The following is a 25,269-nucleotide window of genomic DNA, read 5'->3' as shown; positions in this document are numbered from 1 at the left end:
TTAAGCTTAACTGGTCCGTATTTCCTGCCGCATGAAGTAATAATAAGCAAGGGCGAAAATGATGAGGGTTCCTGCTATAAGCCCTACCAGGTGGGGCCATATAAGGAGCAAACTTTGACTTAAAGGAAGGAACCCGGGGATGGCGCCGATCACCTGTTGAATAAGCACCGGTCCCAAGGTGCGTACACCGGGATTAAGCAGATATAAGGTGGCTTCATCATAGAGGGTGGTAGGCGAAAGACGGCTAAGATTTTGCTTCCAGACAGCGTTACGTAAGATAAGCTCCGCTGGGGCGTTCTCACCTGCAGGGAAAAGGCCATCGGCGATAATACCGGCTAGCATGGGAGCAAATATAGCACAGAACAGCCACACAGCTATCCCTGCCAGTGCCGAGGTAGCCGCCTGGCGGAAAAGCAAAGAAAAGAGCAGGGATATACTTAACCAAAAGGCCACATAAATTATGCTCACCATGAGGTAAGCCAAAATACGTCCTATCTCTTCACCCCTGGGGGGGACACCGATAAATACCAAACCCAGCCCGGCTACTAGCAGCCCCAAGGCAGCGATCATAATAGCCAATACGGCTATACCCGCCAGAAACTTACCGTTTATCACATCATCCCGGTAGATGGGCTGGGCCAAAAGCCTGCTTAAAGTGCGCTTATTGTATTCTCCGTTTATAGCATCGAACCCCAATGCTAGACCCAGCAGGGGCCCTAAAAAGGAAAGAAAGGAGATAAAGGGGGGCAAGGATCCTCCGCTGGTGGTAAAAAGGCGTAGGAAAACAAAAGCGGAGCCTTCCTGGCCTACCGACTGGCGGATGCTTTGGGCAGCCACATACAGAGCGGAGAGGCAAGCTACCGCTACCAGGGAGAAGAGGATGCCCATGCGGGTGCTGCTTAAGTTATCGGCCAGTTCTTTGAAGAATATTACCTTTAAGCCGCCACTGCTACGGAAAGCTTCACGCCACCAATTGATAAATTCCTTGAGTTTGACCTGCCAATCCTTCATACCCTTCCCTCGCCCTGAAAGTATTCTAAGTAAATGTCATCCAGGTCATGACCCCGTGCCCGCAAGTGGAGGATAGAAACCTTTCTTTCCGCCAGGAGCCAGGTTAACTGGGGCCGTACGTCTTGGCCTTTAACGCAGCGCAAGCGTATATATGGTCCCTGGGTTTCTACTTGCTCTACACCTTCTAAGGACCGGAAAACTTCCAGAAGTCCGTGGTTAAAGGGTTCCACCTGGAGTTCGATCTCCAGGGGTTTCCCAGCCATGACTTGCCGGCCCAGGCTTTCCAGGGGGCCTACTGCCAGGAGCCTGCCCGCCACAAAGATACCTACCCGGTCGCAGATCTGCTGGATCTGGTGCAAGAGATGGGAGGATATAAGGATGGTCTTCCCCTTTTCTCGGGATAAGCGGACAATTAAGGCTAGAAGCTCGCGTACGCCCTCGGGATCTATCCCCAGGGTCGGTTCGTCCAGGATAAATATGCGAGGATCTTTAACTATCAAGTCGGCGATTCCTAACCGTTGGCGCATTCCTCGAGAGAATTCCCTCACCTTGCGGTCACCATGGTCCGCTAGCCCTACCTGCTCTAGTGCGGCTTTTACGCGATGTTCTAATTCAGTTTCAGGGATCTGGTTTAAGCGCCCGGTATACAGTAGGTTTTCTTTGGCCGTTAAATCATCGTAAAAACCCACATTGTCAGGCAAATAACCTACCAGGCGCTTGACCGCTAAGGCGTTGCGAGTAGGGTCTAAGCCGGCCACGAGGGCCCGGCCGGCGGTAGGTTCAGTAAGACCAAGAAGCATCAAGATAGTGGTGGTCTTTCCTGCACCATTAGGGCCCAAAAGACCGAAGATCTCACCTTCGTAAATCTTCAGGTTAAGATCCTGAACGGCTACCACTGAGCCATAGTGTTTAGTTAGATTTTCTGTAATTATAATAGGCGAACGGGTACCCATAGTTTACCTCCGCCCATATTTGTGGAAAGTCCAGGCCACGCCACCTATAACGCCTAAAACTAGGAGCACCCCTACTACTCCCCAGAGGGTGGAAGTTTTTACGCTAATTCTAAAGGTAGCTGTAGTACTGGCCGCTGGAGAGTTGGCCGTAATATTAACTACGTAATCTCCGGCTATAGCTTCCTTGGAAGGCTTAATGAAAGCAGTAACCTGACGGCTTTCTCCCGCCGGGAGCACGTCAATGGTATCCGGCTTAAAGGTTACTGCCCAGTTGGTAGGAGGAGTAGCGGAAAAGGTAACGTTTTGTATATCGGAGCTACCAGTGTTTTTAATTATTAAGGTTACCGGGCTTTCTACACCAGCTGTGGCCTCAGCATTGAAACGTTCAGTAGGAGTAGTTATTTCCAAGCTGTACGTGCCGGTAATAACCACCTTGAGTACTACCCCAGCCTTGCTATTACCGGATACTGCCTCAATAGGAATGTTATAAGTGCCGGCTTTGACACCTTGCGGAGGTTTTACAGTTACGTCCAGGCCTTGGCTTTGCCCGGGCTTTAAGCTTAAGCTTGCAATCTGTTTGCTTTCATAGGCAGGGCTGAAGGTAACTTGCCAGCCGGGAGGAGCCTGGGCATTTAAACTATAGGATTTCTCCTGGGCACCGTTGTTGGTAAGGTCTACGCGGAACTGGAAGGTGGTGGTGCTGGTGCCGCTCAACACCGGATACTGGGTAGTCATCTTATCGTTACCGCTGGGAGTTTCCTTAATCAAAAGCTTTAGGGACAAGGAAGAACTACCTCCCGGGCCGCTAGCCTGAATAACGAAGCTATAATTGCCGGGCTTAGCCTCTTGTGGCACCTCCACCTGGAAGTCCACTTTAGCGGGTTCCTTATCAGTAGCAAAGACTTGGTTAACAATCATTCCACCGCCCTTAAAACTGGTGGACCATCCTTTGGGTCCCGAGACCACTTGCAGGTCCACCTTTTGCGGTTCCCCATAATTGCGTATTTCTAGGGGAAAGGTTACCGTTTCCCCTGGCCGCACCTCGATCCCTGGGAAGGCAGTAGAAAGGAGGAGGCCGCCAGCTTCGGCTGCCGGTAGTACTAGGATAAAGGTGAGTAAGGATAATACATAGAAAAAAACAGTTATACGGCTTATCGACCGAATTGGCATTTTACTCATTCCTTTTCACCTCGTTCTTATCGTTCTTAACTAACTTTAATTTAACATTTCTATCTTTAAGATATCCCATTTAATTAGACGTACTAACCCCCTTAGAGGTTACACCTCGCTCAAAACTTATCGGCTGGGCTTTTCCTTCCTCAAAATGGAGCAGTAAATAATAGTAATGCTGCTCAGTTCCTTGCTGGTATACTATCCAAATTATAGCTCCTTGACCATGGGGTAGGGGTAGGACTTCCAAGGGGATGATGACGGTATCTTCGCCGGTAACTATGGGAACATGGGATGCTGGGGTTGGAAGTCTCGTCCGTCTTAAGGGTTCCTTAAGCCAAGCTGCTTCTTCCACTTTTAGGTTGGAGCTTATTGGTTCAGCTACCAGGGTGGGACCTCTTGAAAATAGGATCCAACGCGAGCTCAGTATTGCGAAGAAAAAAACAGCCATGGCTACCGCTATCAGTACCCCTCGCCTATCTTTCTTAAGAGGGAAGGTTACTTTTACGGCCTGGTCATCCATCAATTGGGCTACCCGCTTTTGAACCCGTTCCCGCAAGGCGGGAGAAAATCTTAAGCCCATCAGTTGGGGTGGCAGGTTAGCGGGCAGGTTGGCTAGCAATTTGTCCAGCCGCCCGCGAGACTTCATTACAGTTTTCACCTTCTTGTAAAACTTTGTAGAGGTGCTGGCGTGCACGGTACAACCGTATTTTTACTGCTGACAGGGATATACCCAGGATATGAGCGATTTCTTTGAGCTCCAGCTGGTCATAGTAGTGGAGCCAGATCACTTCCCGGTAGGCTACAGGTAGATTAAAAATAGCCTGCCAAAGCTCTTGGTATTCTATCTCGGCTAAAACTGCATCCTCCACGTTTACGGCAAAACGAGGCATCTCAAAGGAGGGTTGCAAGCGGCAACGTTTCTGGGAGCGCAGATAGTCACGGCATAAATTCACGGTTATTTGATAAATCCAAGTAAATAGGGAGCTCCTGCCCTGGAATTGATCCAGGCTTAAGAAAACACGGACAAAAACCTCCTGGGCCACGTCTTCCGCCAGATACCGGTCGCCCAAGTAAGAATAGGCCAGGTGTAGGACTTTGTCACCAAAGCGGCGCATTAAATCTTCTAGCTGTTCCTTCTTCATAATATATAAAATTTCTGCTTACGAAGGCGAATCCCTGCCTGCTAGGCGGTAGGAAACTCTCCTTCCTTCGAGAATTTGTATTTTGTTCGATAAAGTAAATTTGCGGGGGTCGATGATGACACAAGTACCTAAAATAGCCAAAGAACTAGCTAAAATAGTAGGCCGGGATCGTGTATTCACGAACCTGGAAGATCGTCTATGTTATGCCTATGATGCTACCTTTGTAGAGCACTTGCCGGATGTAGTGGTGAAACCAGCTTCTACAGAAGAGGTGGCCCGTATTTTAGAGTTAGCCCACCGGGAAGGAATCCCCATCCACCCCCGTGGGGCCGGGACGGGGCTAAGCGGCGGCTCGGTCCCATTAGGAGGTGGTATAGCATTGGTAATGACGGAAATGAGGGAGATCCGCAAAATCCACCGTGAGGATATGCTGGCCGTGGTTGCTCCTGGAGTAGTTACCGCCCACCTTCACCGGGCAGCAGAGGCGTGTGGTCTTTTTTATCCCCCAGATCCGAGTAGCTCCGAGTTTTGCACTATAGGGGGTAACGTGGCTACAGGCGCTGGCGGGCCTCGGGGCCTGAAATATGGTGTTACCCGGGATTACGTCCTAGGGCTGGAAGTAGTCCTGGCTGATGGAAGTGTGATCCGTACAGGAGGTCGTACTATAAAAAACGCTACAGGGTATGATTTAACCCGCTTATTCACAGGTTCGGAAGGGACCCTAGGGGTTATTACCGAAATTATTGTACGTCTTTTACCTTTACCATCTACTGTAAGAACCCTTCTGGCCGTTTTTAAAGATCTGGCCCAGGCTGGCGAGGCTGTGACCGCTATTTTAACTTCTGGGATAGTGCCTCGAACTTTAGAAATCATGGATCAGATCTCGATAGCTTTAGTAGAAAAGTTTAGCCCTTGTGGTTTGCCCTTGGACGCTGCTGCTGTGCTACTTATAGAGACCGATGGTCAAAAGGAGCAGGCCGAACGGGAAGCAGAGGAGATCCATACCCTTTTAACACGCCAGGGAGCAGAGGTAACTTTAGCTAAAAATCCCGAGGAAGCTGATAAATTATGGAAGGCCCGGCGTGCTGTATCCCCAGCCATAGCCAAAATAAAGCCTACCAAAATTTCTGAGGACGTAACTGTACCGCGCAGCCAAATCCCAACCATGATTCGGAGGCTAGGGGAGATCCGGCAGAAATACAATATTGATCTGGTGATTTTCGGTCACGCTGGTGACGGTAACCTACATCCTAACATCGCCTGTGACCGCCGGGATCAGGGGGAAATGCGGAGGGTGGAGCAGGCCATAGCCGAGATTCTGAACGCGGCCCTAGAGCTGGGAGGAACCCTTTCTGGGGAACATGGTATCGGAGTGCTTAAGGCTCCCTTTTTGTTATCTGATCTGGGCTCGGGAGGATGGATAGCCATGAAAAAGATAAAACAGAGCCTAGATCCTAAAGGTATTCTAAATCCAGGGAAGATTTTCATTGAACGAAGCCAGGAGCTTGTAAAAACATAAAGAAGTGGGAGCAGAAGAACGGTGCTGAACGCTAGAGAGATGGCAAACGTACCAGACATGGCAGATATGTTGGAGCAAGTAAAGGAGGAGATCGAGCGTTGTTCCAAATGTGGTACCTGCCGGGCCCATTGTCCTGTTTTTGAGGTTAAACACCACGAGCCTTTTGTAGCGCGCGGACTTATAAGGCTCGCCCGTTCCTACCTAGCCGGGGAGTTGAAAGCTTCAAGGAGGCTCACGGAACTTTTTTCCCATTGTCTTCTTTGTAAGACCTGTACTGCCCGCTGCCCAAACGGCGTAGATACTTCGACTATTGTGAGCGTAGTAAGGAATAAAATAGCTGCGGAAAAGGCGCCAGATATAACAGCCATAGTCTTAAAAAACCTCTTGCCTTACCCTAAGAGGCTGGGGTATTTAGCTAACCTGGCTAGGGTTTCTAGGTTCTTAGGTTTTATGCGGATAGGATCCCTTCTGCCTGCTCCTTTCTCCTTTGTAGATTCCCTGGATCGTTTTACCCAGTTATTATCTACCCCTCCCGGAAGGCCCTTAAGGACTTCTTACCCTTCGCAAATAATCCCACCTTTTCCGACCTCCCGGCCCCGGGGTGTGGTGGCTTATTTTACCGGATGTATGAGCGGTTTTATTTTCCCTAGCCTGGGGCAAAGGGTTATTAACTTACTTACTTCTTTAGGCTACGAAGTTCATCTTCCAGAGCAGGTCTGTTGTGGTGCTCCAGCCCTGGCCTATGGATATTTAGATCTTTTTCACAGGCTAGCTACCCAGAACATTTTCTCCTTTAAGCAGGGCAATTATGAAGCCATTATAGTTGATTGCGCCTCCTGTGGGGCGGTTTGGAAAGAGTATGCCCGCTGGATAAGGATAAAAGAGGCTAAAGAGCTAGCTAGTCGCGTACAGGATATTTCCCAGTTTATTGTAACCAAGGCAGAGCTGGTGGAAGAATTAAAGAGCAAATTATCTAGCCACGGAGTTGGCCAAACTAAGAGAATTGTAACTTACCACGATCCGTGTCACCTTAAGAAGGCCCTGGGAGTAAGTAAAGAACCGAGGCTGCTTTTACAGGTCGTATCTCAATTAGAGTTTAGAGAAATGCCAGGAGCTGACCGGTGTTGTGGAGCAGCGGGTTCCTATTGGCTTACCCACCCTGATATCGCGCAACAACTGGCAACATCAAAGGTCCAAGCTATTCAAGCTAGTGGAGCAGAAGTAGTAGTTACTAGTTGTCCAGCCTGCCTTATGCAAATCTCCTATGCTTTAAGGAAAGCAGGCCTTAAGGTCGAGGCAAAACATATTATTGAGGTAATAGGAGAATATTAGTTTGAGTTTTTAGATTGACAAGCAAACTTTTTTAATCGATACTGCAGGCTTTGTCGGCTAATACCTAAGATACGGGCAGCTTGGGATATGTTTCCTGAGGTTTGATTAAGTATTTGCATTATTAGGTCCTTCTCCGCCAGGGCAAGCTCTTTTTTCAAGGACCCCCGGCCGAGCTGGATACGTGTTTCTAAGTTATTCCACGATAATTGAGATCCAGGACGGCCCTGCGGGAGCTTAAGCTTAAGGTGTGGTGGTAGATGTTCCAGCATTATATATGTTTGATCCCCAATAACATTCATAGAGCACTCGATTACATGTTCTAACTCCCTTACATTTCCTGGCCAGTCATAACTTAAAAACAGATCCATGACTTCTGAAGTAACCCCTTGGACCTTCCGGCCCAAAAGGGTATTAAATTTGTTGATAAAATAAGAGACCAGCTGTGGTATATCTTCTTTCCGCTCACAAAGGGGAGGTATTTCTATTAAGATTACTCCCAAGCGGTAAAACAGGTCTGCACGTAAAAGGCCTTCTTGGACTGCAGAGAAAGGATCCCTGTTTAAGCTGCTGATAATCCGTACGGATACAGGTATTTCTTGGGTTCCTCCGACCCGGCGTATCCGCCCGTCTTGTAACACGCGCAGTAGTTTGGCCTGAAGTCCCAGAGGCATAGAGTTAAGTTCGTCCAGGAAAAGGGTTCCTCCATGGGCCTGCTCAAAGAGACCAGGACGGTCTACTGCTCCAGTGAAAGCCCCTTTTACGGTTCCAAACAAAATGCTTTCTAATAATGTCTCTGGAAGGGCTGCGCAGTTCACCCCGATAAAGGGCCCTTCGTGGCGACTGCTTGCACTGTGGATACTCTGGGCGAAGAGCTCCTTTCCCGTACCTGTGGGCCCATAGATTAAGACACTAGAATCTGTACCTGCTGCCATCTTAGCCCAATGAAGGGCTGTTTGGAGTTTGCGGCTGGTTCCAATAATATCTTTGAATTGATAACGGATATTAGAAGGCTTGCGTGTAGACATGGTATGGGAAACATTGTACTGCGACATCCCTATTATATTTTTAGAGTTAATTGGATTGCTATCAAAAAGATGCAATATCTTCTCTGCTAGTTCTCTAGCCTTGGTAGTTTCCCTGCAGATACATACAGCTCCAATAATTTCGTTATGTTCATCCATTAGGGGGAAAGCATTGGCCACGATATTTACGGCTTGGCCTAGCATAGTTATATAAAATTGCTGTTGTTCTGGTACAGGCTTTTTGGTTTTTAAAGCTTGCATGATAAGACTACCTTCTTCGTTTAGGTTATATGCTTGGGTTATGTGCCGTCCCAGGAAATCCTTCCGATGCACGCGATCTAGCTTCTCTTGGGCCGCATTAATGTAAATAATATAACCTTCTCGGTCGGTAACTATAACCCCTTCTTCCAGGGAGTCTAGAATATATTCATAATGCTTCTTTATACGTAGGAGTTCTCGTTTGCATTGGCGCAAGCGTGACAATTTAGTTATATCTTGGAATATGAAAAGAGTTATTTCTTCTCCTACCTCAGTAAGGGATTTTTTAGTTACCTTAACCCAACGGGGAGGACTGTCTTGGCTCGCTTTTAGACAGAATTCTCCTTCAGCTTCTTTCCTGGATAAATCTACAAGTTCAGGAAATAATTCTGACAATTTTGCTCCTTTAAGGTTAGAAATGTTCAAAATTTCGGTGGCAGATCTATTAAAAGCGATAATTTCGTGAGATTTATTGACAATTATAATACCCTCCTGAATACTATCAAGGATCGTCGGCAGTACTTGAGAAAGCATTGTACCGCCCCCTGCTTTTGGTTATTTCTCCCTGAAACTAATTATATCAAAAGGGTGATATCACGGAAAAGCAGAATATAGCTGACAAATTTTTAGCACCATGTCTATTTTTTTGCATGCCTAAAAAATTGCGTTCTCCGTTTTTAAACCCCAAATGGAATGGCATCATTTTTGCGTATATGTGTTGAAAGAGATAAATAAAAATGGAGGTAAATAAAAATGGCTTGTCCTCGAGTTACCTGTCTAACTCCAGACGAGATAGAGAACATTCATGCCGCCTCCCTTTGGATTTTAGAACGTGTAGGGATCCGCATCTTTTCTACCGAAGCCAGGGATATTCTCTCCAAAGCAGGTGCCAAAGTAGAGGGAGAAACTGTTTACCTACCTCCTAAATTAGTAGAAACCCAGATAAAAAAGGCGCCCGCGGAGTTTACCCTACATGCGCGCAATCCTGCAAGGAGTGTGCGTATTGGCGGGGATAATTTTGTGCTGGCTCCTGGGTATGGCGCGCCTTTTGTCTCTGATCTCTCTCGAGGACGCCGGGAAGGTACTATAGAAGATTTTATAAACTTAGTAAAGATTGCCCAGGCTTGCTCTAACCTTGATCTAGCTAGCGGGATCCTTACTGAGCCTAATGATGTCCCTGAAGAGATAAGGCATGTTAAAATGCTAGAAGCTTCCCTTAAGTACTCAGATAAGTGCCTCATGGGTAGCCCTTATGGTAAGAAAAAGGCGCTGGACACCATTCATATGGCGGAAGTGGTCTTCGGTCGCGAATTTTTAGAATCTCATACTGTATTAATAACCCTTATTAACACCCTTCCGCCTTTAAGTTTAGATGGACGTATGGCTGAAGCCTTAATAGAACATGCACGCCACGGACAGGCTGTGATAATAGCTTCCATGGCCCAGGCTGGTTCTACCTCTCCTGTAACTATAAGCGGTACCTTGGCCCAAATTAATGCTGAGATTCTAACTGGTATAACACTAGCCCAGCTGGTAAAAGAGGGGGCGCCGGTAATTTATGGGTGTGCTTCTCACCCGGTAGATATGCGCAATGGAGCCATGGCTATCGGCGCACCAGAGACGGCTCTAATAACTATCAGCGGTGCTCAGATGGCGAAGTATTATGGCCTACCATGTCGGAGTGGCGGGGCTTTAACAGATAGCAAAATAGTAGATGCTCAGGCAGCGGCGGAAAGCATGCATACCCTTATGGCTACTGCCTTAAGCGGGGTTAATTTTGTACTCCATGCCGCTGGTATCCTAGAAACTTATTTAACTATGTCCTATGAAAAATTAGTTATCGATGATGAGCTTTGCGGTATGGTCCGCCGCTTACGGCGGGGTTTTGCCGTAGATGAGAATGGGCTGGCCCTGCAGGCCATTGCAGAAGCTGGACCACAGGGTTTTTATCTGGATAAAATGCATACTTTGCACAATTTCCGTCAGGAGAACTGGGAACCCAGGTTGCTCAACCGGGAAAATTACAGCCACTGGGCCGAAGAAGGTAAAGACTTGGCGGCTATTGCCTTTTCTCGCTGGCAAGAGATCCTCGCCTGTTTTGAGCCCCCGGGGTTGGGTAAAGATCTGGAACGCGACTTAAATGCCTTCATAGAGAAGGTGGAGAAGGGATAGAGTTCAGGTAGACGGATGTGGGGTTGCCAAATGATTTTGCACCTGCCCAATTTTTGGCTGCTAAATAATTTGGCAGCATAGCGAGTGGTTTTATTTTTAGGCATTCTCTTAGGGATGGCACGTCTTTTGCATATATCACATTTTAAGGAAGAGTTGAGGAATCGAAATGCAAGGAGAAAAACAGGGCAAAAGGTAATAGGTAAGATTTAAAAATATGTTAGAGCAGGGGGGGTCTTTCTGTCGTTTTCAAGGGAACATTTTCTAACTGAAGCCAAGCGGATAATTGATTTTTGCCAAGAAAGGAAGGTGACAGTACGTTTATTAGGGGCCTTAGCTTTTTATCATCATTGTCCACGGTACAACTATTTACAAGATACTTTGAAGCGAGTGTTTACAGATATCGATCTGGCAGCCCGTTCTGAAGAAGGGGAAAGGATTAGAGAGGTTTTTAAAGCATTAGGCTATCAAGAGGATATGGAGGTTAGAGTTTTATATGGGACGGGGAGGCTGGTATTTAATCATCCCAATGGCCTTCATTGTGATGTATTCCTAGATTGTTTAGATTTCTGTCATGTAATTCCATTACGGGATAGGCTTGATGTAGACTTTCCTACTATACCTTTAGCTGAGCTTTTTATGGAGAAGATGCAGATTGTGAAGCTCAATGAGAAGGACATCATAGATACAATAATGATTATCCGAGAACACGGAATTGGAGAAGAGGATACAGAAATAATTAATGCGAAATTGATTGCCAGGCGCTGTGCTCAAGACTGGGGTTTATGGAAGACTATTACGATGAATTTAGATAAAGTTAGTCAAAAATTGGAACAATATCGGGCTCAGCTTAGGGAAGAAGATTATGAAGACGTAACACAAAAGATTGCTGCAATTAGGAGGTATATTGAAAAGGAGCCCAAATCTTTAGCCTGGAAAATGAGGAGCAAAATAGGAGAAAGGGTTAAGTGGTATAAGGAAGTAGACGAATTACCTCAGGCCTAAAAATACTTGGAGGTGGGAGAAATGGCCGAGACGACAGTATTTGTAAGAAAAGCTAGCGGGTTAGTAAGGGCTTGGTCCCTTTTTGATGGCTTTATTTATGCTTTCTTTTCCGTTAATCTCATTACTTTAGGATTATATATTTTTGCTTTTGCCCCTTTTTTCCCTGAAGCCCACCTAATACCAGCTATTATTATAAGCAGCCTATTTATAATAGCCGAAATTGTAGTTTATTCTATGTTAATTTCCGTAATGCCGCGGGCAGGCGGAGACTATGTGTGGCAGAGCCGGGTTTTAGGAGGCGGCTTGGGGTTCGTACTTTCTATGACGGGTTGGGTGTTTATACTATGGCATTGGGTACCTGTTTATGGGAATATCTTAAGCTATGAAGTACTTTCACCCCTTTCTTTATGGTTAGCTAGCTGGACTCAAAATAAGGCTTTTATTGACCTCGCTTTATGGTTTATTGACAAAAATGGTTTGTTTTTTTCCTCGCTTATTGTTATAGTTCTAGCTTTTGTGTTCGTAGGTCTAGGCATGAAGACCTATGCCCGCATCCAGAAATTCTGTTTTTATGTAGGTATGGGTGGCTTGTTGATTTCTATTATCATGTTATTAAGTGCGGATAAGGCTGCTTTTATTAACAATTTTAACTCCTTTGCCGCATCTATGTTTCAGGCGGACGCTAACCTATATCAAAAGATTTTAGAACAGGCTAAAAGCGCAGGGTATACTCCAGTAGCTTGGAATCAGATGTCCTTGGTAGCCAGCTTGCCGCTTATTCCCCTGGTCCTGTTCTGGAACCTATGGCCTAACTGGGGAGCTACCCTATATGGTGAAGTACAGGGAGCGACTGAATTTAAGCGTAATTTTTGGAGTATGATGGGAGGCTTACTGGTTGCTGTAATACTGGCCCTCCTGTTGCTTGTACTTTTTGCTAAAACCTTTGGATGGGAATTCTATCTCGCTGTCAATAATGTATTTTTTGGCGGAGAGTCACTCCTACCCATTTTCCCTTATCCAGGCCTTTTCATAGCTCTTTTGAGCAGTAATCCTTTATGGCAGCTAATAATTCTCTTAAGCCTTAGCATGTGGTTCTTCGGTTGGTGCGGTACCGTATTCTTATCTTCTACCCGGGTAATCTTTGCGGCTGCCTTCGATAGGGTATTACCAGAATGGGTGGCCCATGTATCCCCACGTACGAGGGTGCCCTTTAACGCACTGTTGCTTATGGCCATTCCTGCTACTATTATCAGCATTTTATATTCATACTTACCAGGCTTCTCTACTTATACACTAGATACCACAGTAGTTATAGCTATTACTTACTTGGGCACAACCATTGCAGGAATTCTTCTACCTTACAAGGATAAAGCCCTATTTGCTTCCTCACCTGTTTCACGTTACAAGGTGGGTACAGTACCGGTTATATCTATAGCTGGGGTTATTTTTGCTGCTTTCTTAGCTTGGAACATTTATAAGTGGGCTACAGATAGCACCTATGGGGTTAATAACCCGGTATCGGCTATATATATGTTAATCCTTTACCTTATAGCTATAACTATCTATGTCGTTTCCAAGTGGTTGAGGCGTAAACAGGGTATAGATTTAGAGATGGTATATCGTAATATCCCGGTAGAATAACACGGAGCGGGTGGTCCTTAAGAATGACTAGGATATTTTTCGCTACCGATGTTCATGGTTCGGAAGTCTGCTGGAAGAAATTTATCAATGCCGGTAAGTTTTATCAGGCCGAGGTTCTGATCTTAGGGGGGGATATTACAGGTAAAGCTTTAGTTCCTATAGTTTCAATTCCAGGTAAAAAATATAAGGTATCCTTTTTAGAACAGCAAATGACTATTAAAGAGGGCCAGTTAGAAGAGATGGAGAGCTTGATTAGGAATCGAGGATATTATCCTCTAGTGGTCAGCGAGGAAGAATACCAAGAACTATGCCGTGATCCAGCCCTGGTGAAAAAACGATTTGAGGGACTAGTTTTACAGACGGCAGAGAGATGGCTGGAATATGCCGAAGCGAGGCTTAAAGAGTGGGGAATAGATTGTTACATCTGTCCCGGTAACGACGATATGTTTGAAGTTGATGAGGTTTTTAAAAAAGGTAAAAGGGTGAAAGTGGCGGAAGGCAAAGTAGTGGAAATAAACCGCCGGTGGCTCATGGTGAGCACAGGTTGGACCAATCCCACACCTTGGCAGACATATAGGGAATGCTCAGAGGAAGAACTGCACGTTAGGCTAGAAAATATAGTGCAGCAACTTGATACCTCTCTCGAATACGCTATCTTTAATTTCCATGCTCCTCCGTACCAGTCAGGTTTAGATGAGGCACCCGAGCTAGATGCTATGCTAAGACCCAAATATGCTGGGAGGTCTTTAGTACCAGTAGGTAGTAAAGCAGTGAGGGTTATTGTGGAAAAATACCAGCCCCCGTTAGGTTTATTCGGGCATATCCACGAAGGGAAGGGGATAAAGAGACTGGGTAAAACCCTTTGCATTAACCCTGGGAGTTCTTATGAGCAGGGGATTTTGCTGGGGTGCCTTATAGATCTAGATGATACAGGCATTAAAAAGTATCTTCTCACTTCTGGATAATTCTTTTGAATAGGGGAGGAAAAGATTATGAAAGTACAGAGCTGGATCACCCCCACCCTTATCAAGCACGGACCAGGTAGCCTTAAGACTATAGGTGAGGAGATAAAACGTTTAGGTGGCCGCAAGGCGTTAATTGTTACAGATGCAGGTGTAGTTAAAGCGGGTTTGCTCCAGCGCCTTACAGCTGTGCTAGAGGAAGAGAAGATACCATATAGGGTTTTTAGTGAGGTGGTGGGCAACCCGCCGGTGGAGCTGGTGGGCCGGGGCACGGCTGCCTACAAGGAGAGCGAGGCCGATATCCTTATTGCTCTGGGTGGCGGGAGCTCTATAGATACAGCTAAGGCTATAGGTGTCGAAGTTGTTCATGGGGATAGTATCCTAAATTATGAATACGGGAAGCAGGAGATTACCAACAAGATACCTCCATTAATTGCCATTCCCACTACTGCAGGTACGGGCAGCGAAGTAACCCTCTGGGCCGTTATTACTGACCCGGCTAGAAAAATAAAGTTTAACGTGGGTGGTACCCCCCTTATCGCACCGGCAGTAGCCTTGATAGATCCAGAATTAATGCTCGATCTCCCAGCTAACCTGACGGCCTGGACAGGGATGGATGCCCTTTCCCATGCCATAGAATGCTATACTTGTGCCTATGCCCAACCTATTACCGATGCGGTGGCCCTTATGGCTATAGAACTTATTGCCCAAAACTTGCGTAAAGCAGTAGCTTATGGTCATGATCTAGAGGCGCGGTATAATATGGCCATGGCTGCCTGCCTAGCCGGGATGAGCTATGGCACAGAGAGCGCTGGGGCTATCCATGCCATGGCCCAGACCTTTGGAGGATACATCGATGTACATCATGGGTACTTAACTGCTGTCATGATGCCTGTGGTGATGGAATATAACTGGATGGGCTGCCCCGAGAAATACGCCAGGATCGCTTTAGCCATGGGTGAAGATATACGGGGTCTTAAAGTAGAAGAGGCGGCAAAGCTGGCTATAAAAGCGGTAAAAGAGCTTGTGGCTGATTTGGAGATCCCGCCCTTAAGCAGTACGGGTGTTACCCGGGAGGATATTCCATTCCTGGCTAGGCTTGCCTTTGAGGATCCCCAAACCATTGGTAATCCGCGTGATCTCACCTATGAGAGCTATGTCATGATGTACGAAAAATTGCTGGCTGTATAGAGGTATTAGGAGTTAAAGATACGGGAGCTGGAAATTATGGGAAGACTTAGGGCTAAGCCTGATAAGTGTACCGGTTGCAACCTTTGCCTGCTCGCCTGTTCCTTTAACTTCACCGGTGAGTTTACTCCGCACTTGGCCTTGATGAGGGTGGAAAGGAGGCGGGACGGGCTTTTTTTCCAGCCGGTAACCTGTGGACAGTGCGAGAACGCTTTCTGCTTAAGGGTGTGCCCTAGCAAGGCTGTTAATCGGGAAGAGATAGTTAAAATTGATACTAATAATTGTACTGGGTGCGGGTTATGCGCGGAGTATTGTCCCTGGAAAGTGATTGTTTTACGAGAGGGAACGGCTTATAAATGTGAGTTATGCCAGGGCCAACCGGAATGCGTTAAGGTATGCCCTACGGGTGCCCTGGAATTAGAAGCGGTATAAAGTAAGAGGTGGGTAAAGTGGGTTACGGTTATATGGGCCAGTTGTTATGGGTAGATTTAAGCAGCGGAACTGTAGAAAAAGAGGAGCTAAAAGAAACCCTTACTGATAAGTTTTTGGGAGGCAAAGGTTGGGGAGCCAAGCTATTGTGGGATCGGTTACCCCCAGGTACCGATCCCTTTGACGAAAACAATTTGCTCATGTTTTTATCTGGGCCTCTGACTGGTACTCTAGCCCCCTCCATGCGTGGCTGTGTAGTTACTAAATCTCCCCTGACCGGCATCTTTGCCGATTCCTATTTCGGGGGATCCCTGGCTCCGGAAATAAAGTACGCAGGCTACGATGGTATTGTGATAAAAGGGAAAGCTCCAGAGCCTGTTTACTTATTAGTCGAAGGAGAACGTGTAGAGCTTCGTCCTGCCAAGCATTTATGGGGACTGGATACCTTTAAGACTTCGTGGACTTTAAAACAAGAGATAGGGGAGGAAAAAGATCCCAAAATTGCCTGTATTGGTCCGGCCGGCGAGAATCTGGTACGCTTTGCCCTTATTAGCTGCGAATATAACCGCCATGCGGGGCGGTGTGGTTGCGGGGCCGTAATGGGTTCCAAAAACCTAAAGGCTATAGCAGTGATAGGGGAGCGTGGGATACAGGTAAAGGATAAAGCTGCTTTTATAGAAGCGGTCAACCGTGCCCGTCACGAGCTAAGGGCAAGCCCTTACATTGAGGCCTTCCAGATAGACGGCACCCCGGGCTCCATACCTTTTGCAGATGCTGAAGGTCTTCTACCAGTTTTTAACTACCGGCAGGGGACCTTTTCCGGCTCACGCAAAATAGACAACGAAGCCCAAAGGGAACGGCTTTGGCTAAAGGATACAGCCTGCTTTTCCTGCCCTGTGGCTTGTAGCAAGGTGGGAGTTATCCGGCGAGGGAAGCATAGAGGAACTATTGTAGATGTAGTAGAATATGAGAGCGCTGCTATGATGGGGGCCAACCTGGGCTTGGACAATTTAGAAGAAGTCGCCTATCTTGTATACTTGTGCGATGCCTTGGGGCTAGATTCTATGTCCACAGGGGGTGTTTTAGGTTACTTCTTGGAGACAGTAGAGCGGGGGCTAGGGCCGGCTGGTTCTAACCAATGGGGCTTTGGTAAGCCGGAAGGGATCGAAGAACTAATTAAACAGATAGCTTATAGGTCCAGTGAAATAGGTGATATTCTGGCTGAAGGCGTTAAGCGTGCTGCAGAAGCTATTGGCCAGGGTTCCGGAAAATGGGCTGTCCATGTAAAAGGATTGGAGACTCCTGCCTGGGGACCCCGGGGCGCGCCTGGTATGGGTTTGGCTTACATGACAGGAGATAGAGGCGGTTGCCACCAGCGGGCTTTTCCTATATTGTATGAAGTTGGCGGTGAGAGATGGCGGGGGCGTAAATTTTCTCGTCTGGAAATAGAGGGAAAAGCAGAGCTGGTGGTTTACCTCCAAAACTATCTAGCTGGTCTTGATACTCTGGTAAAATGCGATTTTGCCGCCTATGGCATTACGGCTGATACTTATGCGAGCTTGGTGCGGGCGGCTACAGGCAAGGATATAACCGCTGCTGACTTAGAGCTTATCGGTGAAAGAATCTGGAATTTAACCCGTCTCTTCAATTGTAGGGAAGGTATTGAGCGGGAGCAGGATTCTTTACCAGCTCGTTTTCAAGAAGAGCCTTTACCGGACGGGCCGGCAGCAGGACATTTTTTGCCTCCGGAGGATTGTGACAAGATGCTAGACGAATATTATCAGCTCCGGGGATGGGATGCAAGGGGGAGGCCCTTTGCTTCTACTTTGGAGCGCCTGGGGCTGCCTTAAAAAGTAGATAAAAGTAGATAATGATTATTTGCACCCTGCCTAATTTTTTGCATGCAAACAATTTGGCAGGGTTAAAACATAAACTATTCAACCTAGCCCAAAAGCAAATTTTGATAAGAATGGCACGTTTTTTGCATATATTGATTGGGTAAAAACAACTGAAAGACAGGAACGAGGGTGCTTTCCAGGTCTTTTGTTGAGCAGGAACCAAGGTGAAAGTGGGCGAGCTTTGCTTATAGATTTTAGAGAGGAGGTCGACCTGTGAAGAATAGAAGTAACTATGTAGTAAATGATAGTGTTCAATTTAGACTTTTATCTGATGCCCAAATAGAAGAAATACATTATGCTACTCTGGAGATTTTGTCTAGTGTGGGGGTAAATATTTACGACGAAGAGGCAAGGCAGATTTTAAAAAAGGGAGGATGCTATGTAGACGGGATTAATGTTAAGTTTCCACCGAGTCTAGTAGAGTGGGCTATAAGGACAGCCCCTTCCAGGATTGTCCTTTGTGATCGGAACGGCAACAGGAAGCTCTTCTTAGAAGGGCATAAGACTTATTTTGGTCCTGGGCCGACCAATACTTATCACCGCGATCCTTTTACGGGTGAAAGAAGGTATCCCCGAAAGAGCGATTCTGCCCGTGTAGCCCTGGTCTGTGATGCCTTGGATAATATCGATTTTTTAGAAGATCTAGGTACCCCCAGAGATGTCAATCCTAAAATTGCTGATATCCATATACTAGAGGCAATGTTCAATAACTCCACTAAACCCATAGTTCACTGGGGGTATACCGATGTAAATTACAAGTACATGTTAGATATGTGTATAGCTATTGCGGGGAGCTTAGAGGAATTTCAAAAATATCCCTTCTTAGCCCTATATGGTGAACCTAGCCCGCCATTAAAGCACAGTGAGGATGCCTTAAAAAAGAACATCTTTTGTGCTCGCCATCTTATACCCCAGGTGTATACGCCGTGTACTACTGCGGGTGCTACTGGACCTGCTACCCTGGCGGGGATGCTCGCCTTATCCAATGCTGAATGCTTGGCTGGCTTGGTGTTAGCTCAGCTAGTCCGTGAGGGTGCGCCTTTCATCATGGGCGGCGTGGTATCTATTATGGATATGAAGAGTACCATTTTAAGTTATGGCGCACCCGAGCTGAGCCTGGCCCAGGCTGCCTTTACGGAAATAGCCCATTATTACAAGATTCCTGTATTCAGTACAGCAGGGTGTACTGATTCTAAACTGGTAGACCAACAGGCGGCGTTGGAGGCGGCCATCAGTTGTTTAATGGCCGCCTTAAGCGGGGCTAATTTAGTCCATGATGTAGGTTATACAGAATACGGCTCTACTGGTTCTTTAGAGATGGTAGTAATGGTTAATGAGATTATTGGCCTAGTGCGCCGCATTATCGAGGGCATAGATGTTAACCCGGAAACCCTAGCCTTAGATGTAATAAAGGCCGTAGGACCCGGTGGCCATTTCTTAATGGAAGAGCATACCTTTAAGTATTTTAAGCGTGAAAGCTTTATACCTAGTGAAATTATAGACCGCCAGAGATATGATGCCTGGGTAGCTTCTGGGAAAAAAGATCTGGGCCAGCGAGTTAGGGATAAAATTAAAGCCATTGTAGAAGGGCACAAGCCAGAACCCTTGGAGGAAACTACAAAGAGAAGGTTGGCAGAAATTGTAGAAAGGGCTGAACAAGAGGTGGGATAAGGAGGTGGTAAATTTAAGGAGAAGAGTTAAGTAAAAGGGAAATAATTAAATAATAGCTAAGTGTTAATTAAGTCTTAATCAAATACAAAAATTGTTACACAGGGGGTATTGAAAATGACAGTAATCAAAGAGCTAGCTCAATGCGTTATTTCTGGTAACATCCAGAAAGTAGAAGAGCTTACACGCAAAGCCTTGGATGAAGGTATCCCACCCTTAGAAGTGATAAATCAAGGGCTGATTGCGGGCATGAGCGAGGTAGGGGCCAAATTTAAAGCAGGCGAGATGTTTGTACCGGAAGTACTAATGTCAGCCCGCGCCATGAACACCGGCCTAAGCTTAGTAAAGCCATTGATAGTAGAGGGCGAACTTAAACCTGCTGGTACTGTAGTTCTAGGAACAGTAAAAGGAGACCTCCATGATATAGGGAAAAATCTGGTAGGCATGATGTTAGAAGGTGCAGGTTTTAAAGTGATAGATTTGGGTATAGACGTGGAGCCCAGTAAGTTTGTTACCACAGCTTTAGAAAATAAAGCTGATATCATCGGGATGTCTGCCCTGCTTACTACCACCATGCTGGTGATGAAGGATGTTATAGAGCTTCTTAAGCGAGAAGGGGTGCGCGAAAAATTTAAGGTTATGGTGGGAGGAGCACCGGTAACTCAAGATTTCGCCGATGAAATCGGGGCCGATGGATATGCTCCTGATGCTGCCTCGGCTACAGATTTGGCTAAGCGATTAGTAGCTCAACTTACCGGTAGTTGTGTAGCGTGAAAGGGGGAAGGGAAAAATGAGGAGCAATTATACGGTCCAGGCTAGCGTCCAATTTAGGGTTTTATCGGAAGACCAGCTAGAAGAGATACATGCTGCAGCCCTTGAAGTATTGGAACGTACAGGAGTAGCAGTTTATGAAGCGGAAGCCCTTGAACTTTTCAAAAAAGCAGGAGCATATGTGGATGGCAACCGGGTGCGTGTACCCAGCCACCTGGTAGAATGGGCTTTGCGTACTGCCCCGCGGCGGGTCGCTGTAGCCAACCGTCACGGGAAACGGACTATGATACTAGAGGGATACAATATTTACTTCGGCACTGGTTCAGACTGTCCTAACATATTAGACCCTTATACAGGTGAACGTCGCCGGTGCACCAAGCAGGATGTGGCTAATGCGGCCAAAATCTGCGAGGCCCTTCCTAACATAGATTTTGTTATGTCTTTAGTTTTAGTGCAAGATAAGCCTACCCCTGTCTCTGACCGGCATCAATTCGAAGCCATGCTCCTTAATACTACAAAACCTATAGTATTTACAGCCCATGATGTGGAAGGTATGGCGGATATTGTGGAAATGGCTTCTATAGTGGCTGGAGGAGAAGAAGAACTACAGAAGAACCCATTTATAATACTTTATGCCGAACCTTCTTCACCGCTTAAGCATAGCAAAGAAGCGGTTCAGAAATTGTTATATGCAGCCGAGCACCGGATTCCTGTGATTTATACGCCTTGTATCATGTGCGGCGCTACTGTTCCTGCTACTTTGGCTGGTGGCCTGGTTACCGGTACAGCCGAAAGCTTAAGCGGGCTAGTAATGCACCAGCTTAAGCGCGAAGGCTCTCCCTTCATCACTGGCGGAGTGTACACCATAATGGATATGAATACTACTATCTATTCTTACGGCGCTCCAGAATTTCATCTCCTCCACAGCGCCTTGGCTGACCTGGCCCACTATTATAGATTGCCTATGTTTAGCACCGCAGGATGTTCCGATTCTAAGATACTCGACCAGCAGGCAGCAGCCGAGGCAGCTATTTCCATCCTGATGGCTGCCCAGAGCGGGGCTAACCTAATCCACGATGTGGGATACCTGGAATACGGGCTCACAGGTTCCTATGAGATGATTGTGATGTGTGATGAAATTATAGGTATGGTCAAGCGTATCATAAGAGGTATAGAGGTAAATGAGGAGACTCTTGCTGTAGAAGTTATAGACCGGGTTGGGCCTGGTGGCCATTTCTTAGGAGAAGAGCATACATTAAAGCATTTTAAAAATGAGACGTGGTTCCCCAAATTAATAAATCGCCAGCGCTGGGACGAATGGAAAAATAGTGGGGGCTTAAGCCTAGGCGAGAAGGCAAACCGTAAAGTAAAACAGATCCTGGAAGAGTTTAAGCCTGAACCCCTGCCACCGGATGTGGAAGCTCGCGTTAAAGAAGTAGTAAACAAAGCAGAAAGGAGGTTAGGTGTTTAAAAGTTTTTAAAGCGGGGGGATCAAAATTGCTTGTTATTGGTGAGCGGATTAACACTAGCCGGAAAGATATTGCTCCAGCGGTGGCAGCTAGGGATGTCGCCTTTATTCGAGGGGAAGCTAAAAAACAAGTGGAAGCTGGGGCAGCTATGGTGGATGTAAATGCGGGTACATTTCTTAAAGAGGAACCGGAGGTCTTGAGCTGGCTGGTGAAGGTGGTACAGGAGGCAGTGGACGTTCCCCTATGTATAGATACCCCTAATCCAGTCGCTCTCCAGGCTGCCCTTAAGCACCACCGCGGTAAAGCCATGGTCAACTCTATTACTGGTGAGAAGGCCAGGTTCAAAGAGATGGTGTCCGTTATTAAAGAATTTGGGGCGTCAGTGGTAGCTTTATGTATGGATGATAAGGGGATGCCGGAGACAGCTGAACAAGCTATCGAGGTGGGAAGTAGATTAATAGAGGAACTGCTCAAGGAAGGCATTGAGCAGGATGATATATATGTAGATCCTTTGGTTAGGCCTGTCAGCACGGACAATAAAGCTGGCCTCCGGGTTTTAGAAACAATTCACGGGATAAAGTCCCGTTTTCCCAGTGTTCATGTTATATGTGGGCTAAGCAATGTCTCCTATGGTTTGCCCCAGCGGAAACTTTTAAACCAGGCCTTTCTGGTGAGTACCATGACGGCCGGGCTAGATGCTGTAATATTAGATCCCCTAGACAGGCAGCTTATGGGGTTGCTATATGCCGCCAAAGTTTTGCTAGGAAGAGATGAGTATTGTGGTGAATATCTTAAGGCCTACCGGGAAGGAAGATTAGGATAGGCGTAAAAAGAGAGGGGCGGGAGGGTGCTAATTAAAACCTCCCGCGTCTTCTACTGGTAGATGTACTAGAAGGAAGCGCTACAGTGCTGCTAGCGAACGAAATGGTGAGCAGAAAATTTAGGCTAAAAGGGGATTTAAATATGCTTTCCCAGCTTATAACCCGGTGGATAATAGAAGAGGTCTCTTCTGCCCAGGGAGTCACTTCTTATCGAGAACCAGTTATAGGGTTTGCTGCTGCCCATGATCCCCTATTTCCCAAGTTAAAAGAAATAGCAACGAGGGAGCATCTTTTACCATCGGATATTTTGCCTGGAGCCCAGTCTGTAGTAGCTTTTTTCTTGCCTTTTGCGGAAGAAATAGTTATCAAAAACCGAAAGGGAGAATGGCCAGCAAAGGAGTGGGCCTTGGCCTATGTAGAGACCAACCAACTTATAAAACGCATTTGCGAAAGGCTAAAAACAGAGCTTAGGGTTTTAGGGATTCGATCTGCTTTTGCGCCTCCCACCCATAATTTCGATCCGGTCACCTTGTCTTCGGGCTGGTCCCATAAACATGTAGCTTATATAGCTGGTCTAGGGCGGTTTGGTGCCCATCACATGTTAATAACCCCTAAGGGGTGTGCTGGGCGGATAGGAAGCCTGGTAATAGATGCTTTTATATCGCCTACGCCCAGGCCAGTTGAAGAGTATTGTTTGTGGTTTAAGGAAAGGGGGTGTAGAGTTTGCTTTGCTAGTTGTCCCATCCAGGCTTTAAACAGCCAGGGGCTGGATAAGGAGCGCTGCTATCAGTGGCTGCTTAAAGTAGCAGAAGCTTACTCTGATTTGGGCCTGTGTGATGTGTGTGGGAAATGCGTCACCGGACCTTGTGCTTTAGGGTTGCCCGAGGGTTGACTTGAAGAGCGGAGTAGAAGCGGAGATGATGTGGAGATGGTCCGGAGAGGGGGGAATTAAATGTAACTTAAGTTTTGAATATCTTAAACAGCAAGGGTAAGGAAAGGGCTTCAAGAATGGCGGCCACGAGGATAGGATAGAATATATTTATGGCGTAAAGGCTGCCTAAAAGAACGCTCCCTAAAAACCATGCTACTCCATAAGCGGTATTAAATATCCCGTAAGCCAAGCCCCTTTTTTCCCGGGGTATAATTTCCGCTATGGCTGCTCGCATGATAGTCTCCTGCACTCCCATGGCTGCTCCCCAGAGGAGGACGCCTAAGGCGGCTAACCAATAGTTGAAGGAGAAAACCAAGAAAGGCACGGGCAGAGTAAAAAGGGGGAGCACCACTAAAGATGGAAGGCCCTTTTGGTCAAATAGCTTGCCTATAGGCAAGGCCACCAGGGCGTCAACCCCCATGGCCAGGGCGAAAAGAAGGGGTATTTGGGCATCGGGTATGACATTTTGGGCTTTGAAATGATAAGAGATAAGCTGGAAATGGGCGTAGCCAGCTACACTTAAAGCAGTAAAGGATATGTATAGCCAGAAAACCGGGGGTAGTTTTTTGCTAGCGGAAGGTAAAAGTTTCGCGGTTTCCTCTTCTAGCTCTTCTGGGTTAGGGAAGAGAAGCCGGGCAAAAAATAGCATTAGAAGCCCCAAAGAGGCTGGAAGGAAAAGAAAAGCAAAGGCTAGCTGGTAGTGGTTGCCCTTAAAATAGAGGGCAGAAGCTGCTATTAAGGGCCCGGTTACTGCGCCTATCTGATCCATGAGCTCGTGCAAACCGAAGCCAAAGCCAGTGCCTACCTGGCGGGTGGCATAGGATAGCATGGCATCCCGGGAGGGGGTACGCAAGGCCTTGCCGAAACGCTCAGCCACGATCAGGATAGCGGCTACCTCCCAGCGGCCAGCCAGGGCCAGCAGGGGTACTGCTAGGAGGTTTATAGCGTAACCCAGGATGGTTATAAGCCAGTACTTACGGGTACGGTCGGCAATATAGCCGGAAACTAACCGGAGGGCATAGCCTGCCAGTTCCCCTGCTCCGCCGACAAACCCCACGGTAGCTGCTCCGGCCCCTAATAGGGATAAATAGGGACCGGTGATGCTGCGGCCTCCTTCATAAGTCATATCGGCAAACAAGCTTACTATACCCAAAAGAAATATAAAGCGCAGGGCGTTTTTCTTTTGAATACTAGCTAAGCTCATAATGTTTTACCTTCCCTTCTTTTTAAAAGGTGTGGTACTTTACCTAGATGGTCTCGCTAGCCGTATATACGCGTAAAGCGAAACTTTCTAAAGCTTTCCTGCATTCCTCCAGGCGAGCTTCAGCCTCGTAACCTTTAGGCGCCTTAAAAAAATCGCGTTCCCTAATTTTGGACAGCCAAACTATAAGCCTCCCTAAGCCTTCCTCATTTTCTTCTAGTTCGCCGAAGGTGAAATTTTCCCGTTCGGTTTCCTTCTTTATTTCCTCTAGAAAGGCCGCGCATTGTTCTAGAAATTCGCTGTATTCTTCGTCTCGCTCGCTATTAAACTTCTCAATTATTTTGTCCTGTTCCCCGGGGCTTAAAACCCGGGCTTCAAAGATAAGGCTTTCTCCACCGGACTCACTAATCTCCTGGGAGAGGGCTAAAAAGAGGCTGCGGCTCTCTGGACCATCAGGTAGGATGCAGACTGAGTTCTGTAGGTAAATAGCCCCCGCCCCTTTTAAGCGACGCCAAACAGCTACCCGGTAGCGAGAAGGCTCGGGAGGAATCTTGTAAACCAGGACAAGCCAATTTTGGCCTTCAGCCACGCTACTCACCTTTGTGTGACAGTTGTTACATAAAGAATAGCATGTAACAACCGTTACGTCAATACCGAAGCTTGACAACAAGAACCGAGAAATAAAGATTGTGATATAATTTTTGTT

General features: G+C 46.8%; 22 protein-coding genes. 14 read left to right on the top strand and 8 right to left on the bottom strand.

Translation table 11 applies throughout. From position 1 onward, the window contains the following. Positions 1-6: 6 nt before the first annotated feature. The 5 genes from B9A14_RS14525 to B9A14_RS14505 form a co-directional block, all read right to left on the bottom strand. Complete coding sequence (locus tag B9A14_RS14525) at positions 7-1,011, bottom strand: ABC transporter permease (protein WP_084666560.1); 1,005 nt, start codon at positions 1,009-1,011, stop codon at positions 7-9. Then, positions 1,008-1,964: an ABC transporter ATP-binding protein gene (locus B9A14_RS14520; RefSeq protein WP_084666559.1), complete on the bottom strand. Its 957-nt coding sequence runs from the start codon at positions 1,962-1,964 to the stop codon at positions 1,008-1,010. Before B9A14_RS14520 ends, B9A14_RS14525 begins: the two co-directional genes overlap by 4 nt. A gap of 3 nt (positions 1,965-1,967) precedes the next feature. Then, complete coding sequence (locus B9A14_RS14515) at positions 1,968-3,143, bottom strand: COG1470 family protein (RefSeq protein WP_084666558.1); 1,176 nt, start codon at positions 3,141-3,143, stop codon at positions 1,968-1,970. A gap of 70 nt (positions 3,144-3,213) precedes the next feature. After that, positions 3,214-3,783, bottom strand: coding sequence for a hypothetical protein (locus B9A14_RS14510; protein ID WP_157109977.1), 570 nt, complete (start codon positions 3,781-3,783; stop codon positions 3,214-3,216). Beyond that, positions 3,734-4,279 carry a sigma-70 family RNA polymerase sigma factor gene (locus B9A14_RS14505; RefSeq protein WP_084666556.1) on the bottom strand — a complete coding sequence of 182 codons (546 nt, stop codon included), beginning with the start codon at positions 4,277-4,279 and terminating at the stop codon, positions 3,734-3,736. Before B9A14_RS14505 ends, B9A14_RS14510 begins: the two co-directional genes overlap by 50 nt. An 82-nt stretch (positions 4,280-4,361) precedes the next feature. Here B9A14_RS14505 and B9A14_RS14500 point away from each other — a divergent pair, with 82 nt between their 5' ends. Further along, entirely contained in the window at positions 4,362-5,798 is a 1,437-nt protein-coding gene (locus tag B9A14_RS14500) for an FAD-binding oxidoreductase (RefSeq protein WP_231967806.1), read from the top strand. 21 nt (positions 5,799-5,819) lie between these two features. After that, positions 5,820-7,130, top strand: a complete 1,311-nt coding sequence (locus tag B9A14_RS14495) for a (Fe-S)-binding protein (protein ID WP_084666554.1) — start codon at positions 5,820-5,822, stop codon at positions 7,128-7,130. Here the strand turns inward: B9A14_RS14495 and B9A14_RS14490 are convergent. Further along, complete coding sequence (locus B9A14_RS14490) at positions 7,127-8,944, bottom strand: sigma 54-interacting transcriptional regulator (RefSeq protein WP_084666553.1); 1,818 nt, start codon at positions 8,942-8,944, stop codon at positions 7,127-7,129. The two genes, B9A14_RS14495 and B9A14_RS14490, sit on opposite strands and share 4 nt — an antisense overlap. Positions 8,945-9,163: 219 nt before the next feature. Here B9A14_RS14490 and B9A14_RS14485 point away from each other — a divergent pair, with 219 nt between their 5' ends. The 12 genes from B9A14_RS14485 (at position 9,164) to B9A14_RS14430 (ending at position 23,323) form a co-directional block, all read left to right on the top strand. Further along, positions 9,164-10,582: a trimethylamine methyltransferase family protein gene (locus B9A14_RS14485; RefSeq protein ID WP_084666552.1), complete on the top strand. Its 1,419-nt coding sequence runs from the start codon at positions 9,164-9,166 to the stop codon at positions 10,580-10,582. A 306-nt stretch (positions 10,583-10,888) separates the two neighbouring features. Continuing rightward, positions 10,889-11,584 (top strand): hypothetical protein, encoded by a 696-nt coding sequence (locus B9A14_RS14480; RefSeq protein ID WP_084666551.1) that lies wholly within the window; start codon positions 10,889-10,891, stop codon positions 11,582-11,584. A gap of 21 nt (positions 11,585-11,605) precedes the next feature. After that, on the top strand, positions 11,606-13,225 hold the full coding sequence (locus B9A14_RS14475; RefSeq protein WP_084666550.1) for an amino acid permease: 1,620 nt from the start codon (positions 11,606-11,608) through the stop codon (positions 13,223-13,225). A 23-nt stretch (positions 13,226-13,248) separates the two neighbouring features. Then, complete coding sequence (locus B9A14_RS14470; protein WP_084666549.1) at positions 13,249-14,190, top strand: metallophosphoesterase family protein; 942 nt, start codon at positions 13,249-13,251, stop codon at positions 14,188-14,190. A gap of 27 nt (positions 14,191-14,217) precedes the next feature. After that, positions 14,218-15,378 carry a choline dehydrogenase gene (gene gbsB, locus B9A14_RS14465; RefSeq protein WP_084666548.1) on the top strand — a complete coding sequence of 387 codons (1,161 nt, stop codon included), beginning with the start codon at positions 14,218-14,220 and terminating at the stop codon, positions 15,376-15,378. A gap of 36 nt (positions 15,379-15,414) precedes the next feature. Next, entirely contained in the window at positions 15,415-15,807 is a 393-nt protein-coding gene (locus B9A14_RS14460; protein ID WP_084666547.1) for a 4Fe-4S dicluster domain-containing protein, read from the top strand. 17 nt (positions 15,808-15,824) lie between these two features. After that, positions 15,825-17,654 (top strand): aldehyde ferredoxin oxidoreductase family protein, encoded by a 1,830-nt coding sequence (locus tag B9A14_RS14455; protein ID WP_157109976.1) that lies wholly within the window; start codon positions 15,825-15,827, stop codon positions 17,652-17,654. Between the two features lie 261 nt (positions 17,655-17,915). Beyond that, entirely contained in the window at positions 17,916-19,373 is a 1,458-nt protein-coding gene (locus B9A14_RS14450) for a trimethylamine methyltransferase family protein (protein WP_084666546.1), read from the top strand. A 114-nt stretch (positions 19,374-19,487) separates the two neighbouring features. Next, the gene (locus B9A14_RS14445; RefSeq protein ID WP_084666545.1) at positions 19,488-20,144 is read left to right on the top strand and encodes a corrinoid protein; all 657 of its coding nucleotides are present in this window, start codon (positions 19,488-19,490) and stop codon (positions 20,142-20,144) included. A 16-nt stretch (positions 20,145-20,160) separates the two neighbouring features. Continuing rightward, positions 20,161-21,612, top strand: a complete 1,452-nt coding sequence (locus B9A14_RS14440) for a trimethylamine methyltransferase family protein (RefSeq protein WP_084666544.1) — start codon at positions 20,161-20,163, stop codon at positions 21,610-21,612. 26 nt (positions 21,613-21,638) lie between these two features. After that, the gene (locus B9A14_RS14435; protein WP_084666543.1) at positions 21,639-22,433 is read left to right on the top strand and encodes a methyltetrahydrofolate cobalamin methyltransferase; all 795 of its coding nucleotides are present in this window, start codon (positions 21,639-21,641) and stop codon (positions 22,431-22,433) included. Between the two features lie 83 nt (positions 22,434-22,516). Beyond that, positions 22,517-23,323 (top strand): epoxyqueuosine reductase, encoded by an 807-nt coding sequence (locus tag B9A14_RS14430; RefSeq protein WP_231967805.1) that lies wholly within the window; start codon positions 22,517-22,519, stop codon positions 23,321-23,323. 67 nt (positions 23,324-23,390) lie between these two features. Here the strand turns inward: B9A14_RS14430 and B9A14_RS14425 are convergent, their stop codons facing one another. Together B9A14_RS14425 and B9A14_RS14420 are read right to left on the bottom strand one after the other, a co-directional pair. Beyond that, a complete protein-coding gene (locus B9A14_RS14425) occupies positions 23,391-24,566 on the bottom strand; it encodes an MFS transporter (protein WP_084666542.1) in 1,176 nt (391 codons plus the stop codon). A gap of 43 nt (positions 24,567-24,609) precedes the next feature. Further along, on the bottom strand, positions 24,610-25,152 hold the full coding sequence (locus B9A14_RS14420) for a Chromate resistance protein ChrB (protein ID WP_084666541.1): 543 nt from the start codon (positions 25,150-25,152) through the stop codon (positions 24,610-24,612). Positions 25,153-25,269 lie beyond the last annotated feature (117 nt).

The sequence above is a fragment of the Thermanaeromonas toyohensis ToBE genome (assembly GCF_900176005.1).
Lineage (GTDB): Bacteria > Bacillota > DSM-521 > Neomoorellales > Neomoorellaceae > Thermanaeromonas > Thermanaeromonas toyohensis.
This window is presented reverse-complemented; position numbering and strand designations above follow the sequence as displayed.